The organism is Microbacterium sp. 69-10 (genome assembly GCF_001897945.1).
Classification (GTDB): Bacteria; Actinomycetota; Actinomycetes; order Actinomycetales; family Microbacteriaceae; genus Microbacterium.
The window spans coordinates 137,904-152,818 of the sequence record NZ_MKRT01000016.1; the positions used below are offsets into that span (position 1 = coordinate 137,904).

The 14,915-nt window shown below is 71.2% G+C and carries 18 protein-coding genes and 2 pseudogenes; 12 read left to right on the plus strand and 8 right to left on the minus strand.

Annotation, left to right across the window (positions count from 1 at the left end):
- The first annotated feature begins 25 nt into the window (after positions 1-25).
- The 7 genes from BGN97_RS06145 to BGN97_RS06175 all read left to right on the plus strand — a co-directional run bounded on the left by BGN97_RS06145 (position 26) and on the right by BGN97_RS06175 (position 6,857).
- Positions 26-2,224: an MMPL family transporter gene (locus BGN97_RS06145; protein ID WP_292698948.1), complete on the plus strand. Its 2,199-nt coding sequence runs from the start codon at positions 26-28 to the stop codon at positions 2,222-2,224.
- Positions 2,190-3,497, plus strand: a complete 1,308-nt coding sequence (locus tag BGN97_RS06150; protein WP_292698950.1) for a sensor histidine kinase — start codon at positions 2,190-2,192, stop codon at positions 3,495-3,497. The genes BGN97_RS06145 and BGN97_RS06150 overlap by 35 nt, the downstream gene beginning before the upstream one ends.
- A complete protein-coding gene (locus BGN97_RS06155) occupies positions 3,494-4,111 on the plus strand; it encodes a response regulator transcription factor (protein ID WP_292698952.1) in 618 nt (205 codons plus the stop codon). Before BGN97_RS06150 ends, BGN97_RS06155 begins: the two co-directional genes overlap by 4 nt.
- A gap of 20 nt (positions 4,112-4,131) precedes the next feature.
- Positions 4,132-4,587: a DUF2871 domain-containing protein gene (locus BGN97_RS06160; protein ID WP_292698954.1), complete on the plus strand. Its 456-nt coding sequence runs from the start codon at positions 4,132-4,134 to the stop codon at positions 4,585-4,587.
- Positions 4,588-4,727: 140 nt separating this feature from the next.
- Positions 4,728-4,892, plus strand: a complete 165-nt coding sequence (locus BGN97_RS06165) for a hypothetical protein (RefSeq protein ID WP_292698957.1) — start codon at positions 4,728-4,730, stop codon at positions 4,890-4,892.
- 4 nt (positions 4,893-4,896) lie between these two features.
- On the plus strand, positions 4,897-6,588 hold the full coding sequence (locus tag BGN97_RS06170; RefSeq protein WP_292698959.1) for an FAD-dependent oxidoreductase: 1,692 nt from the start codon (positions 4,897-4,899) through the stop codon (positions 6,586-6,588).
- The gene (locus BGN97_RS06175; RefSeq protein ID WP_292698961.1) at positions 6,585-6,857 is read left to right on the plus strand and encodes a metal-sensitive transcriptional regulator; all 273 of its coding nucleotides are present in this window, start codon (positions 6,585-6,587) and stop codon (positions 6,855-6,857) included. The genes BGN97_RS06170 and BGN97_RS06175 overlap by 4 nt, the downstream gene beginning before the upstream one ends.
- Before the next feature lie 7 nt (positions 6,858-6,864).
- Here the strand turns inward: BGN97_RS06175 and BGN97_RS06180 are convergent, their stop codons facing one another.
- The 4 genes and pseudogenes from BGN97_RS06180 to BGN97_RS06195 form a co-directional block, all read right to left on the minus strand.
- Complete coding sequence (locus tag BGN97_RS06180) at positions 6,865-7,566, minus strand: SGNH/GDSL hydrolase family protein (RefSeq protein ID WP_292698963.1); 702 nt, start codon at positions 7,564-7,566, stop codon at positions 6,865-6,867.
- Between the two features lie 178 nt (positions 7,567-7,744).
- Positions 7,745-7,972: pseudogene (locus BGN97_RS06185) on the minus strand (NAD(P)-dependent oxidoreductase); the annotation flags it as partial.
- A 148-nt stretch (positions 7,973-8,120) separates the two neighbouring features.
- Positions 8,121-9,167 carry a LacI family DNA-binding transcriptional regulator gene (locus BGN97_RS06190; protein ID WP_292698965.1) on the minus strand — a complete coding sequence of 349 codons (1,047 nt, stop codon included), beginning with the start codon at positions 9,165-9,167 and terminating at the stop codon, positions 8,121-8,123.
- A 2-nt stretch (positions 9,168-9,169) separates the two neighbouring features.
- Complete coding sequence (locus BGN97_RS06195) at positions 9,170-9,502, minus strand: hypothetical protein (RefSeq protein ID WP_292698967.1); 333 nt, start codon at positions 9,500-9,502, stop codon at positions 9,170-9,172.
- Between BGN97_RS06195 and BGN97_RS06200 the strand changes: the two are divergent.
- A pseudogene (locus BGN97_RS06200) lies at positions 9,468-9,656 on the plus strand (glucuronate isomerase); the annotation flags it as partial. The gene BGN97_RS06195 and the pseudogene BGN97_RS06200 overlap by 35 nt on opposite strands.
- A gap of 149 nt (positions 9,657-9,805) precedes the next feature.
- On the opposite strand, the gene BGN97_RS06205 reads toward BGN97_RS06200, so the two are convergent.
- The gene (locus BGN97_RS06205) at positions 9,806-10,156 is read right to left on the minus strand and encodes a TraR/DksA C4-type zinc finger protein (protein WP_292698968.1); all 351 of its coding nucleotides are present in this window, start codon (positions 10,154-10,156) and stop codon (positions 9,806-9,808) included.
- Positions 10,157-10,177: 21 nt separating this feature from the next.
- On the opposite strand from BGN97_RS06205, the gene BGN97_RS06210 reads away from it, so the two are divergent.
- The 3 genes from BGN97_RS06210 (at position 10,178) to gnd (ending at position 11,756) form a co-directional block, all read left to right on the plus strand.
- On the plus strand, positions 10,178-10,357 hold the full coding sequence (locus BGN97_RS06210) for a hypothetical protein (RefSeq protein WP_292698969.1): 180 nt from the start codon (positions 10,178-10,180) through the stop codon (positions 10,355-10,357).
- Positions 10,358-10,361: 4 nt separating this feature from the next.
- Positions 10,362-10,616, plus strand: coding sequence for a hypothetical protein (locus BGN97_RS06215; protein WP_292698970.1), 255 nt, complete (start codon positions 10,362-10,364; stop codon positions 10,614-10,616).
- Positions 10,617-10,700: 84 nt separating this feature from the next.
- Positions 10,701-11,756, plus strand: a complete 1,056-nt coding sequence (gene gnd / locus BGN97_RS06220; RefSeq protein ID WP_292698971.1) for a phosphogluconate dehydrogenase (NAD(+)-dependent, decarboxylating) — start codon at positions 10,701-10,703, stop codon at positions 11,754-11,756.
- Between the two features lie 112 nt (positions 11,757-11,868).
- On the opposite strand, the gene BGN97_RS06225 is transcribed toward gnd, so the two are convergent.
- The 3 genes from BGN97_RS06225 to purL are packed head-to-tail and all read right to left on the minus strand — an operon-like array spanning position 11,869 to position 14,583.
- A complete protein-coding gene (locus BGN97_RS06225; protein ID WP_292698972.1) occupies positions 11,869-12,105 on the minus strand; it encodes a hypothetical protein in 237 nt (78 codons plus the stop codon).
- A gap of 7 nt (positions 12,106-12,112) precedes the next feature.
- The gene (locus BGN97_RS06230) at positions 12,113-12,250 is read right to left on the minus strand and encodes a hypothetical protein (protein WP_292698973.1); all 138 of its coding nucleotides are present in this window, start codon (positions 12,248-12,250) and stop codon (positions 12,113-12,115) included.
- Between the two features lie 8 nt (positions 12,251-12,258).
- Positions 12,259-14,583 (minus strand): phosphoribosylformylglycinamidine synthase subunit PurL, encoded by a 2,325-nt coding sequence (gene purL, locus BGN97_RS06235; RefSeq protein WP_292698974.1) that lies wholly within the window; start codon positions 14,581-14,583, stop codon positions 12,259-12,261.
- A gap of 134 nt (positions 14,584-14,717) precedes the next feature.
- Between purL and BGN97_RS06240 the strand changes: the two genes are divergently transcribed.
- On the plus strand, positions 14,718-14,888 hold the full coding sequence (locus tag BGN97_RS06240) for a hypothetical protein (protein ID WP_292698975.1): 171 nt from the start codon (positions 14,718-14,720) through the stop codon (positions 14,886-14,888).
- Positions 14,889-14,915: the final 27 nt, after the last annotated feature.

Consider the following 14,915-nt stretch of genomic DNA (forward strand, 5'->3'; position numbering starts at 1 on the left):
AGCCGCCGCTGGTGGACTCGATGTCATGGCAGAACTCCGCTCTCGGTATCCGCTCTCCGACCGACTCACCTCGCGCCGCGGCGCATGGGTGTCGCTGGGACTCGTCCTGCTGGTGATGGTCCTGCTGTTCGGGGCGTTCGGCTCCGCGAAGGCGCCCGCGGGCAACGCGCAGGCGCCGGCGGCATCCGAGTCCGCCCGCGTGAGCGAGCTGCTCGCGAAGTTCCCCGACGCCGACCGGCAGTCGGTGCTCGTGGTCGCATCCCGCGACGACGGGGCGAAGCTCACCGACGCGCAGGTCGGCGAGCTGAAGGACCTGCTGCCCGTTCTCGACGAGAGTGCGGACGCCGATTCCACCGGCCCTCTGATCAGCGAGGACGGCGAGGCCGCCGTGCTGATCACCCCGATCAGGGTCGGCGAGACCAATGCCGGCACCGCCGAGGTGATCACGGCGCTGCGCGCGGACATCGCGGGCCCCGCGCCGGACGGCGTCACGCTGCAGGTGACCGGCGGTCCCGCGTTCGGCGCCGACGTCGCCTCGTCGTTCGAGGGCGCCGACTTCACGCTGCTGCTGGTGACGATCCTGATCGTCGCGCTGCTGCTGATCGTCACCTACCGCTCACCCGTGCTGTGGCTGATCCCGCTCGTGGTGGTCGCGCTCGCCGACGGTCTGGCCGGGCGTCTCACCGCCGCCGCCGGATCGCTGTGGAACCTGCAGTTCGACGCCGGGATCATCAGCGTGCTGGTCTTCGGCGCCGGCACGAACTACGCCCTGCTGCTGATCTCGCGCTACCGCGAGGAGCTGCAGCAGACGGAGGACCACCGTGCCGCGCTCAGCGACGCCTGGCGCAGCACGGCGCCGGCGATCGTCGCCTCGAACGTCACCGTGGTGCTGGCGCTGCTCACCCTGGTGCTGGCCGTGATCCCCGGCACGCACGGCCTGGGCGTCTCGTCGGCGATCGGCCTGCTGATCGCGCTGTTCTCCGTGCTGTTCCTGCTGCCGCCGCTGCTGGCGGTGTGCGGCCGGAAGGTGTTCTGGCCGTTCGTCCCCCGTCCGGGCGAGGCGTCCCCGGGTGAGGCGCCGCGGCAGGGCCGTGCCTGGCGGCGGGTGGCCTCCGGCGTGGTGCGTCGTCCGCTCGCGAGCCTGCTGGCCGGAGCGGCACTGCTCGCGGTGATGGCGGCGGGGGTGCTCGGCACCTCGGTCGGGCTCGACCAGCTGGAGAAGTTCCGCGTGCAGTCCGAGTCGGCCGCGGGCCTCGAGACGCTCTCCGCGCACTTCCCGCCCGGGGAGGCGCAGCCGATCCTCATCGTCGCAGACAGTGCGGCATCCGACGCCGTCGTCGCCGCGGCCGAGGGCGTCGAGGGCGTGGTCCGGGTGAGCCCGATCGGGCGGACCGACGACGGCGAGCTCACCCAGATCATGGTGACCAGCGAGTACGCGCCCAGCACGCCGCGGAGCCTGGATCAGATCACCGCGCTGCGCGACGCCGTGCACGCCGTCCCGGAGGCGGACGCCGTGGTCGGCGGCGCCGTCGCCACCGATCTGGATGCCAGAGCGGGGAATCAGCGCGACCTGCTGCTCGTCGCACCGCTCGTGCTGGGTGTGAGCCTGCTGGTGCTGATCGTGCTGCTGCGCTCGCTCGTCGCGCCGGTGCTGCTGCTGATCGTGAACCTCGCCAGCGCGCTCGCCGCGATCGGCGCCGGGGCATGGCTGAGCCGGATGCTGTTCGGCCAGCACGCCCTCGACCTGCAGGTGCCGCTGCTGTCCTTCCTGTTCCTGGTGGCGCTCGGCATCGACTACACGATCTTCCTGGTGCATCGTGCCCGCAGCGAGGCGGCCGCCCGTGGCACGCGGGCGGGGATGGTCGAGGCGATCGCGCACACCGGCGGCGTGATCACCAGCGCGGGCATCGTGCTCGCGGCGGTGTTCGCGGCGCTCGGGGTGCTGCCCCTGGTCACGCTCGGGCAGCTGGGCCTGATCGTCGGGGTCGGCGTGATCGTCGACACCCTCGTGGTGCGCACCGTGATCGTGCCGGCGATCTTCGCGCTCGTGGGCGATCGGATCTGGTGGCCGGGGCGGCCGCCGAAGGCTCCCGGCAAGGACGGCGCGCCGGTGCGCGCGGCATCCGCCGCGGGCGCACTCGCCACGCACGAACCGGGTGATCTGCCCGACGCGCAGGGAGAATCGACACATGAACGTCGTGAAAGCGCCGCTGGCGCGCGCTGAGCGGACGGGACGCGGTCAGGTCGAGCGTCCCGCGCACACGAGCCCGGTCGTGCGGGCGATGGAGATCGGCCAGCACGTCATGGCCGCGGTCCTCACCGTGATCGGCGTGGTCCGCGCGATCGGCGACGGCACGCCCGTGCCCGTCGCGGTGGTCGCCGGGCTCGCGATCCTCGTCGCGCATGCCACGGGCAGCGTGCTGCCGTTGCGCTCGCGCCGTCTCGCGGTGGGGTGGCTGATCGGATTCGCCGTCATCTGGCTGGCGGCTGTGGCCGTCTCGCCGGAGTTCATCTGGGTGGCGTTCCTGCTGTGGCTGCTCGCCGGTCATCTGCTCCCGGTGCCTTGGGGGCTGCTGTTCTCGGCGCTGGTGCTCGCAGTGGTGATCGTCGCGCCGATCGTGCATCACGGCGTCACCAGCTACGCGAACGTGTTCGGGCCGCTGATCGGCGGCGTCTTCGCGTACGGCGTCTCGCGCGGGTATCTGCAGCTGCTGCGCGACGCGACGGAGCGCGAGCGGCTGGTCGATTCGCTCACCCGCGCGCAGCACGAGATGGCCGACCTGCAGGACGAGCTCGCGCTCGCGCAGCGGGAATCCGGCGCGGTCGCCGAGCGCACCCGCATCTCCCGCGACATCCACGACACGGTCGCTCAAGCCCTCTCCTCGATCCGGCTGCTCGCGCACGCGGGTGCCGACAGGACGGCGGATGCCGATGCCGCGCGCGCCCTGTCGCAGGTCGAGGCGCTCGCGGGCGACAGCCTGGCCGACGTGCGCAGGATCGTCGCCGCGCTCGCTCCCGCCGAGCTGGAGGACGGCGTGCTGGCGGCGGCCCTGCGCCGCATGCTGGACCGCGCGCACGATGAGGCCGGCCTGAAGGCCGAGCTGCACGTCGACGAGTCGCTGCCCGTGCTGCCCACCGAGGTGGAGGTGGCGCTGCTGCGCACCGCGCAGTCGGCGCTGGCCAACGTGCGCCTGCACGCCGCAGCGAACCGGGTGGTGATGAGCCTGATCGATGACGCGCGCTCCGTGCGGCTGGACATCATCGACGACGGGGCGGGTTTCGACCTGGCCGCGTGGGAGGCGGATGCCGGGAGCGGTTCGTCCAGCTACGGTCTGCGGTTCATGCGGGCGCGGCTCCGCGAGCTCGGCGGCGGACTCGACATCGAGAGCGCCCCGGGCGAGGGGACGGCGATCTCGGTGCAGCTGCCGATCCGGCCGGAGCCGGCACCGCCGGCATCCGATTCCGCATCCCCGACCACCGAGGAGGAGAAGCGATGACCTTCACCGTGCTGCTCGTCGACGACCATCCGGTCGTCCGCAGCGGACTGCGCGCCGTGCTCGACACCGACGACGTGCAGGTGATCGGAGAAGCGGCGACCGGCGAGGAGGCGCTCGCACTGGCGGCCCACCTGCATCCGGACGTCGTGCTCTGCGACCTGCGACTGGGCGCCGGCATCGACGGCATCCGGACCACCGTCGCGCTGCGCGCGCTCGATCCCGCACCCGCCGTGCTCATCCTCACCACCTTCGACCGGGACGCCGAGATCCGCGGCGCCATCGAGGCGGGCGCCGCCGGCTACCTGCTGAAGGAGGTGGCGCCGGAACTGATCCTGGACGGCATCCGCCGGGCCGCCGCAGGCGGAATGGTGCTCGCGCCGGACCTGGCCGCGCGGCTGCTGGAAGGCCTGCGCAGCCCGCTGCCGCGGCTCACCGACCGCGAGACCGAGGTGCTGCGGCTGCTCGCCACGGGCGCCGCCAACCGCGAGATCGCCCGCACCCTGTTCGTCACCGAGGCGACCGTCAAGAGCCACCTCGCCCACATCTTCACCAAGCTCGACGTCGACAGCCGGTCGCGTGCGATCCACGTCGCCCGCGAAGCCGGGCTGATCTGACCCATCCTGGAGGACCCATCATGAAGAGACTCGTCAACGCCGCGTTCGCGTACATGCTCGCCGGGGTCGCATCCGGCCTGTTCTACCGCGAGTTCACCAAGGCCAACGACTTCACCGACGCGACCTTCACCCAGCTCAGCGTCGTGCACACGCACCTGCTGACGCTCGGCTTCATCGTGCTGCTGATCGTGCTCGTCATCGAGAAGGTGTTCGCGATCTCGCGCAGCCCGCGGCTGTTCGCCTGGTTCCTCTGGCTGTACAACGCCGGAGTGATCCTGACCGCGGGCATGATGACCTGGCACGGCATCCTCACGGTGCTCGGTCAGGAGTCCAGCGCGATGATCGCCGGGATCGCGGGCCTCGGGCACATCCTGATCACCGCCGGCCTGATCGTGTTCTTCATCGCGCTGCGGCGCGCGGTGGCTGCCGACGCCGGCACCACGGCCCGCCCCGCGGGCGCCGCGCTCGCCGAGTGACCATGAGTGCCGGCCGGCCGGGAGCCTGACCCGCGCCGGGCGCGCTGGGCGGGCGCGGACGGGGGCGATCGGCCGTGCTCAAAATACCCCCAGGGGTATCTGATAGGGTGTGATCCGACCGACCGAGAGGACCCGAAGCGATGTGTCGAGCCGTCACCTGCCGCACCTGCGGCAAGACCACCTGGGCCGGATGCGGCCAGCACGTGGACAGCGTCATGGCCGGAGTGCCGGCAGCGCAGCGCTGCCGCGGCCACGAGGACGAGCCGCGCACCGGCTTCCTGGCGAAGCTGTTCGGGAGGTCCTGAGCGCATGCGCGTGATCATCATCGGGGGCGTCGCCGGCGGCATGTCCGCCGCGACGCGCCTGCGCCGGCTCGACGAGACGGCCGAGATCATCGTGATCGAGCAGGGCGACCACGTCAGCTTCGCCAACTGCGGCCTGCCCTACTACGTGGGTGGTGTGATCGCCGACCGCGACGCCCTGCTCCTGCAGACGCCCGAGTCGCTGCGCTCGCGCTTCGCGCTCGACGTGCGCACCGGCCACCGCGCGGTCGCGATCGACCGGGATGCCAGGACCGTCAGCATCCGCGACCTGTCGACCGGAGACGTGACGGACGAGCACTACGACCACGTGGTGCTCGCCACTGGCGCCGTGCCACGGGACGAACTCGCATCGGCCGAAGGCGGCCCGGTCGTGTCCACCCTGCGCACGATCGACGACGTCGACCGCATCACGCTGGCGCTGGCCGACCTGCTGGAAGCAGGCCGCGCCGTCGTCGCGGGCGGCGGGTTCATCGGGCTCGAAGCCGTCGAGAACCTCGTGCACCGCGGTCTCGCCGTCACGCTCGTGCAGCACGGCGGGCATCCGCTCAGTTCCCTCGACCCGGAGATGGCGTCGCTCGTCATGGACGAGCTGACCGCCCACGGCGTGGATCTGCGCACGCACAGCTCCGTCGAGCTGCTGGACGCCGAGGGCGTGCACCTCGACGACGGCACGGTCGTCCCCGCCGACATCGTCATCGACGCCAGGGGCGTCCGTCCCGCGGCATCCCTCGCGGTCGACGCCGGTCTCGCCGTCGGTCCCACGGGCGGCATCGCCGTGGACGCGCTGCAGCGCACCGATGATCCGCGGATCCTCGCCGTCGGCGACGGCGTCGAGAAGGTCGACGCGCTCTCCGCCGAGCCGACCCTCGTCACCATGGCAGGACTCGCCAACCGGCACGGCCGCACCGCGGCCGACACGATCGCCGCCGCCGAGGGACTGCTCGAGGCTGCTCCCGCGGACGCGGTGCCCGCCCTCGGCACGGCTGTCGTCGGCGTCTTCGGGCTGACCGTCGCGATGACCGGCTGGAGCGAGAAGCGGCTGAAGGATGCCGGCCGCCCGCACCGCGTGATCCATGCGCATCCCTCGGACCACGCCGGCTACTACCCGGGCGCGGAGCGCCTGACCATGAAGCTGCTCGTCGACCCCGCGACCGACCTGATCCTCGGCGCCCAGGTGATCGGCCGGCGCGGGGCGGACAAGCGCATCGACGTGATCGCCACGGCCATGCACGCGGGGCTCACCGCCTCGCAGCTGAGCAGGCTCGAGCTCGCCTACGCGCCGCAGTTCGGCTCGGCCAAGGACCCGGTGAACATGCTCGGCTACATCGCTGACAACGCCGCGACCGGACTGACCGACAGCATCCAGTGGCACGAGGTCGACGATGCCGTCGCGGCCGGAGCCACCGTGATCGACGTGCGCACCGCCGCCGAGCACGCGGCGGGCGCCATCGACGGGGCGCTGAACATCCCGGTCGACGATCTGCGCGCGCACCTCGGCCACCTGCCCGCAGGCGAGCTGATCGTGCACTGCCAGGTCGGACAGCGCGGCCACACCGCCGTGCGCCTGCTGCGCCAGCACGGCCGGTCGGCGCGCAACCTCGACGGTGGGTACCTCACCTGGTCCGCCGGGATGCGGATGCTCGCGGCGTCCCGCCCGAGCGTGAAGGAGAACGCATGAGCACTGCACGAGACGACGAGATCCGCAAGGTGGTGAACCGCCTCAAGCGGGCGCGCGGCCAGCTGACCGCCGTGATCGACGCGATGGAGACCGAGGCCGACTGCCGCGAGGTGGTCATCCAGCTGGCGGCGGTCGGCAAGGCCATCGACCGCGCCGGCTTCGCGGTGATCAGCACCGCGCTGCGCCACTGCGTGACCGATGGCGAGGATGCCGAGGAGGGCGCCCCGAGCATGCAGGAGCTCGAGAAGCTGTTCCTCACCCTCGCCTGACGCGACGTCAGCGGGCGATCAGCATCCGATCACGCAGATGCGTGAGCACCCGCGACTCGCTGCCGGCGCCCAGCCCGAGCGCCTCGGCGACGCCGAGGGCCAGCGCGGCGTGCCCGGCGGCGTTCGGGTGGAAGGGATCGTTCATCATCCCCCACGGGATGCCGCCGGGACGCTCCTGGCCGAGCTCGGCGAAGCGCGCGAACTGATCGATGAGGATCACGTCCTGCGCGGCCGCGACATCCCTGATGGCCTGGGCGAATTCGGCGATCCGCGCCCGCTCCGGGGCGTTGCGCACGTCGATCGCAGGCTGGGTCTGCAGCACGGGGATGGCGCCGAGGGCGCGCACCCGTGCGACGAACTCGGTGACGGATGCTGCGAACTCGGCCGGCTCGATCACCGGGAAGACGCCCGCGGTGGAGCAGTCGTTCGTGCCGATCATGAGCGTGACGACGTGCGGATGCCAGGCGGCCACGCGCCGGTCGAAGTCCTCGAGCAGCTGCACGATGCGCCAGCCGCTGATGGCGGTGTCGATGATGACGTCCTGAACGCGGGACATGTCGCCGCGGATCAGCTCGTGCAGGTGGTCGACGTAGTTGCGCGCACCCTGGGTGTGGATGAGTCCGTGCGTGATGGAGTCGCCGGTGCACACCCAGTTCACGGGCGTGCCCTCGTCGAGCAGGGTGCGCAGGCGGGTCAGGTCAGTGGTCACGCGGATGCTCCTGTCGGGATGGTGCTTCCATCCTGGCGCATCCGGGCTGCGGGCCCCGCCGGGCACGCCCCCGATGGTCATGGATTCTCCGGATGCTGAGGGCACGCTGCTGCGCGCGTCGGTGCTGGCATCGACATGAAACCATGGATCACCACATCAAGGCAATCGGTTGCCAACGCTACGCCATGCGAGCCAGCTGATCGCGCCCCACCCGGTGCTGCAGCGGCAGGCCCTGCGCGAGTCGTCCGAGCTCGTCCGCGACCAGCCTTCCCATCGCGCCGCGGTCGTCGCACATCGAGCCCGCGACGTGCGGCGTCAGCTCGATGTTCGCCAGCTCCCACAGCTCCGAATCGGCTGCCGGCGGCTCAACCACGGTGACGTCCAGCTGCGCCGTCAGAGCATGGCGGCGCCGCGTCGCAGCCCGCTCGCGGCAGCCGAGGTCGGCCCACGCAGATTCGCGTCATTCGCGTGGTGGCTCGGAGGTACCTTGGTGGCTCGGCGAGCTGGGGTGGCGCGGCAAAATGAAGCCGCGTAGGGGGCCGAGCGGGCGCGCGTCAGGCGGCGGGGCCCGTGGAGCCGCGGACGACCAGGGTCGTCTCGAGGTCGAAGCCCACATACGGGGCGGCGTCGCCCGCAACTCGCGCCAGCAGGGCCGACAGGGCGTGGTCGCCCGCCTCGCGCAGCGGCGACTTCACCGTGGTGAGCGAGGGCGAGGTGAAGTCCGCGCCGAAGATGTCGTCGAAGCCGATCACGCTGAGGTCGGCGGGAATGCGGATGCCGGTCTCGACCAGCTCCTGCATCAGGCCGATCGCGATCAGGTCGTTGTAGGCGACCACGGCCGTCGCACCGCTGTCGCGTGCGGCGCGTGCGGCGCTGCGGCCGCCGGCGACGGTCGGGGCCACGGGGTCGAGTGCGATGAGGTCGATGTGCGCCCACTCGCAGCGCTGGGCGAGCAGCTCCCCGCGTCGCCGCGCCATCCATGACAGGGCGGGTCCCGGCAGGTACGCGATCCGCGAGTGGCCCAGACCGCGCAGGTGACGCACGGCCTCGGCGATGCCGTGCTGGGCGTCGGGGACGACCGAGAGGACATCCTCCACCTGGCGGTTGACCACGGCGACGTGCTTCTGCCCGGCGAGGGCGCGGATGTGCTCGTCGGGCATGCGCGGCGTGGCCAGCAGCAGGCCGTCGACCATGCGCAGCATCCGCTCGGCGCGCTCGTACTCGCGCTCGTCCGACTCCTCGGACTCGGTGAGCACCAGGGTGTATCCGGCGCGGGTGGCGGCGGTCTCGGCGCCGCGGACCACGTCGAAGAACACCGGGTTCGTGATGTCGGAGACCACCAGGCCGATGATCGAGGTGCGCCCGGTCGGCAGCGCGCGCGCCATCGGATTCACCTGGTAGTGCAGGGTTTCGGCGGCGGCGCGAATACGGCGCTCGGTGGCGGCGCTGACGCGCCCCGGACGGTTCAGCGCGCGAGAGACGGTGGAGGGGTTCACGCCGGCGAGGCGGGCGACGTCGTAGATCGTCGCGCTCTCCCCGGGGCGCACGTGCTCGCCCGCGGGCGCGCCCGTCGCGGCGTCGACGGTCTCGTCGTCGGCCATCGTCAGCTCCTCACTGCGCCGGCGCGCGGAACCGCGCCGGCGGACATCTCCCCCAGCCTACGGATCTCGTGCTCGATCGCCGCACGCATCGCGGCGGCGACATCGGCATCGTGCCCGGTGAGAAGGGTGTCGAGCGGATGCCCGGATGCTCCGCTCCACCGCATCCACGCGGCGATGGCGGATGCCGGTGCCGACGCGCTCCCGCCGGTGCGCACGGCATGCGCGAGCACGGGGACCACGCGATGCCGCAGCTTGATCTCGCCGTCCAGGGCGATCTGCGCCAGCGCGTGCCGGATCCGGGGGTTCGCGAACGACACCCGCGCGTTCTGCTCCATCCCCGCCCGGCACGACATGGCCCGCCGCGTGGATGCCTCGTATCTGGCATCCCTGGTCGTCACGCACCGGATCACTGAGGAGGACGCCGCCGAGATCGCTGACGACCTCGTGCGCCGGGTGCCCTACGACACGTTCCGCATCCCGCGGCCCTGACCCGGTCTCGCCCGGTGGCCTGTCCGGCCCGTCGCACTCCGGGGGCCGACACGCCACATTTCGGACGTTTCCCGCGAAATCGTCCGCGATCTGGCGTGTCGGCCCCCGATCTGTACCTGCCCCGGGCCGTAGGCCCGCACAGTGCCGCCTCAGGCCCCGGCCTTCTCCGCGCACGGCACGCACAGCTCCGCCGAGGGCCTGGCTTCCAGGCGTCCTTCCGGGATCGGCCTGCCGCAGGACGCGCAGATGCCGTACGTTCCGGCATCCCAGCGCTGCAGCGCCTCGTCGAACTGCCGCACCTCCTGGTCGGCGGCCTCCGAGAGCGCGGTCAGCCGCGACCACTCCGACGACAGGGTCACGCCCTCCGGGTCGTGCTCGTCGTCGTCGTTCGAGCCCTGACGGTCGTGCACCAACTCGGCCAGGGCGGATGCCGCGGAGGCGGCGCGCGCGACGGCATCCGCTCTCCGTGAGACGAGCGCCTCGCGACTGATCCGGCTCATCGACTCACAGTAGCGTGAGGGGTGGCACGGGAGGCCGGATGGCACGACGAGGCGCGGATGGCGTGGTCGCGCGGACGCCGTCTGGAGCGCCTCGGTCCGCTCCTGCGCGAGGAGTTCGGCTGTGACGTGCCGGTGCGCACGGCATCCGGCGACTCGTCGCCGAGACATCCGCTCCTCGGCGACGGCCGTTCTCGAGGGTGACACGGTGCGCCTGCCGCTGGACATGAACTCCTCGATCGGCGAGGTGATGGCGCACCCGTTCGCCGGTCCCATCGTGCAGCAGGCGCTGGCGGGGCTCAGCGAGCCGCAGGACGCCGCGGGCGCCTCGATGATGGAGGGCGACGGCATGGAGAAGATGATGGCGTCGTTCCCGATCGGGCGGATCGTCGGATTCCCCGGCATCCCGGTGACCCGCGAGCAGATCGAGCAGCTGATCGCCGGAGCGAACGCGCAGGGCTGATCCCCGTCCTCTCTGTGCGTTCTCCTCCCCAACGCGCGCCGCAGGGAGGATGATGGGAAGGCTGGAACGACGCGAGGAGAAGACATGCAGTTGGGAATGATCGGACTCGGCCGGATGGGCGCGAACATCGTGCGCCGACTGATGAAGGACGGCCACGAATGCGTGGCATACGACGTGAATCAGGATGCCGTGGCGGCGCTCGCCGCGGAGGGTGCGACCGGGGCATCCGATCTGAAGGACTTCGCAGCCAAGCTGCAGACCCCGCGCGTCGTGTGGATGATGGTTCCCGCTTCGCTGACCGGAAAGGTCGTCGACCAGATCGCCGAGGTGCTCGAACCCGGCGACATCCTGATCGACGGCGGCAACTCGAACTACCGCGACGACGTGCGTCGCGCCAAGGCGCTGCGCGAGAAGGGCATCGAGTACGTCGACGCCGGCACCAGCGGCGGCGTGTTCGGCCTGGAGCGCGGATACTGCCTGATGGTCGGCGGGTCGGATGCCGCGGTGAACCACATCGAGCCGCTGCTGAAGACCATCGCGCCGGGCGTCGGCGAGATCGAGCGCACCCCGGGCCGCACCGGCGAGCTCACCCCGGAGGAGCAGGGCTACCTGCACTGCGGCCCGTCGGGTGCCGGTCACTTCGTGAAGATGGTGCACAACGGCATCGAGTACGGCATCATGGCGTCGATCGCCGAGGGCCTGAACATCCTGAAGAACGCGGATGCCGGTGTGCGCGAGGCCGAGCACTCGGCCGAGATCGCCCCGCTGGAGGAGCCGGAGTACTACCAGTTCCCGATCGACACCGCGAAGGTCACCGAGCTGTGGCGCCGCGGTTCGGTGATCTCGTCCTGGCTGCTGGACCTGACCGCGACCGCGCTGAACGAGAACCCCTCGCTCGACGGGCTCGCCGGCCGCGTCTCCGACTCGGGTGAGGGCCGCTGGACGGTCAAGGCCGCGGTCGACGTGGGCGTGCCCGTGCCGGTGCTCGCGGCATCCCTGTTCGAGCGCTTCGCCTCGCGTGACGAGGACCAGTTCGCCAACCAGGTGCTCTCCGCCATGCGCCTGCAGTTCGGCGGTCACAAGGAGCTGCCGGCGGGCGACTCGCTCGAGGCCGGCGGACGCAAGTCCGAGGTCGGCTGAGCGCGGCTCTGGTACTGCGTTTCGCGGGTCCCAAGTGGTCGCTTCCTGAGAGTTGAGGCGACCATTCGGGCCCCGCGAAGGTCGGGTTCGGGTGAGCGGATGGACGTCCCGCCTACTCGTCGTCGACGGGGCGGTTGCGCGGGTCCTCCAGCGGCACCTTCGGGCCGGTGAAGAACAGCAGCGTCCCGGCGATGAGCACGAGCACGCCGATCGAGATGCCGATCGGTGCGAAGGCCTGCGCGCCCGGGGTGCCTGACGCCAATGGCAGCAGCGCGGGCAGTGTCAGCATCACGCCGAGCGCCCACAGCACGATCGCCGTGCTCTTGTACGGTCGCTTGCGTCGGGTCATCGCAGCCTCAGCCGAACAGCAGCGTGACCGCGGTCGCCCCGCCACCGCCGACGATGAGCGCGATGATGGTCACCCAGGCGACCAGGCGGATGCGGCGGTTGCGGCGCTCGCCGAGATCGCCGTAGTCCTCGTCGGTGCGGTTCATCGTGCCCGTCACACCGCCGCCGGCTCGGTGACGGTCGGACCGAAGACCGCAGGCAGGGTCGCCTTCGAGGCCTCGCGCAGCTCGGCGACGGTCGCGGTGAACACGTCCTGCACCTCGAGGGTCGGCTCGGAGTCGGTCACGCCGATGCGCAGCACGGGGTAACCGCGACCCTCGCACAGCCCGCGGAACTTCACGTCGTCCTCGCGCGGCACGGTCACGATCACGCGGCCGGTCGACTCGGAGAACAGGGCGGATGCGGCATCCACCCCGTCGCGCTCCATGAGTTCGGTGAGCCAGACGCGGGCGCCCAGGCCGAAGCGCATGACGCCCTCGGCGAGGGCCTGGCCCAGGCCGCCCTCGGAGAGGTCGTGCGCGGAGGAGATCAGCCACTCGTCACGAGCGGCGGAGATGAGACCTGCGAGATCCTTCTCGCGCGCCAAGTCGACCTTCGGCGGGAGACCGCCGAGGTGGTCGTGCACGACGTCGGCCCAGGCGGAGCCGGACAGCTCGGTCGAGGTGGTGCCGAGGAGGTAGATGTTCTGCCCCTCGTCCTGCCAGCCCGACGGGATGCGGCGGGAGACGGCCTCGATGATGCCCATCACGCCCACGAGCGGGGTGGGGTGGATCGGCACGTCGCCGGTCTGGTTGTAGAACGAGACGTTGCCGCCGGTCACGGGGGTGCCCAGCTCGTAGCATCCGTCGGCCAGGCCGTCGACGGTCTGCCCGAACTGCCACATGACCTCGGGGTTCTCGGGGGAGCCGAAGTTCAGGCAGTCGGTGATGGCGGTGGGGTTCGCGCCGGTGACGGCGACGTTGCGGTACGCCTCGGCGAGGGCCAGCTGCGCGCCCGCGTAGGGGTCGAGCTGGCAGTAGCGGCCGTTGGCGTCGGTGGCGATCGCGAAACCCAGGCCGGACTCCTCGTCGACGCGCATCATGCCGGCGTCGTCGGGGAAGGCGAGGGCGGTGTTGCCGCCGACGTAGTAGTCGTACTGGTTGGTGATCCAGCTGGTGTCGGCCAGGTTCGGCGAGCCGAGGATCTTGAAGAACTGCTCGCGCAGGGTCGCGGCGTCATCCGAACGGGGCAGCAGCTCCGCGGCATCCGCCTGCAGCGCGTCGATCCACGTCGGGTAGGCGACCGGGCGGTCGTAGACCGGGCCGTCGACCGCGACGGTGGACGGGTCGACGTCGACGATGCGCTCGCCCTGCCAGTCGATGACGAGTCGTCCGTCGCCGGTGACCTCGCCGAGCACGCTGGTCTCGACCTCCCACTTGTGCACGACGGCCATGAAGGCGTCGAGCTTCTCGGGGGCGACGATCGCCATCATCCGCTCCTGCGACTCCGACATGAGGATCTCCTCAGCGGTCAGGGTGGGGTCGCGCAGCAGCACGTTGTCGAGCGAGACGCGCATGCCGGAGTTGCCGTTGGCGGCCAGCTCGCTGGTGGCGCACGAGATGCCGGCGGCGCCGAGGTCCTGGATGGCCTCGACCAGCTCGCCCTTGTACAGCTCGAGGCAGCACTCGATGAGCACCTTCTCGGCGAACGGGTCGCCGACCTGCACGGCCGGACGCTTGGTGGGTCCGCCGTCGTCGAAGGAGTCGGATGCCAGGATGCTGGCGCCGCCGATGCCGTCGCCGCCGGTGCGGGCGCCGAACAGCACGACCAGGTTGCCGACGCCCGTGGCGTTGGCGAGCTTGAGGTCCTCGTGGCGGAGCACGCCGACCGCGAGCGCGTTGACGAGCGGGTTGGCCTGGTAGACGGCGTCGAAGACCGTCTCGCCGCCGATGTTCGGCAGGCCGAGGCAGTTGCCGTAGAAGCTGATGCCGGCGGTCACGCCGTGCACGACGCGCGGGGTGTCGGGGTGGTCGATCGCACCGAAGCGCAGGGCATCCATGACCGCGACGGGGCGGGCGCCCATCGAGATGATGTCGCGGACGATGCCGCCGATGCCGGTCGCCGCACCCTGGAAGGGCTCGATGAAGGAGGGGTGGTTATGCGACTCGGCCTTGAAGGTGACCGCCCAGCCCTCGCCCACGTCGACGACGCCGGCGTTCTGGCCCATGCCGACCATGAGGCGCTGCTTCATCTCGTCGGAGACCTTCTGGCCGAAGCGGCGCAGGTAGTTCTTGGACGACTTGTAAGAGCAGTGCTCCGACCACATCACGGAGTACATCGCCAGCTCGCCCGAGGTGGGGCGGCGGCCCAGGATCTCCTTGATGCGGGCGTACTCGTCGTCCTTGAGGCCGAGCGCCGCGTACGGCTGCTCCTTCTCAGGGGTCGCGATGGCGTTCTCGACGGAGTCGGGGACGTGGGTGGGGAGGGTGTTTGCGGTCACGCGTACTCCAAGGAGGGGGCCGAGCGGGCGACTCCAGTCTATCCGCGTGCGGACGGGATGACGGGATGACGGGGTGACTGCGGTGCGGGTCGGGGTGGCGGCTGGCCGGGATAAGCGTGAGGATGCTGGAGCTGGTGCCACTGGCCGAATACATCGACGAGGCCATGCGTCTGCTCGAGGACGAGCCGGAAGAGGGCGAGATCCTCGTCGAGCGGGTGAAGTTCCTGCGCTACGGCGAGGTCCGCGGCGACCAGAAGCAGGTCATCGCCACGCTGAACGGAGATCATGCCGCAGAGGCGGCGTGATCTCCGCAGCGCACACGGGCTCCGACG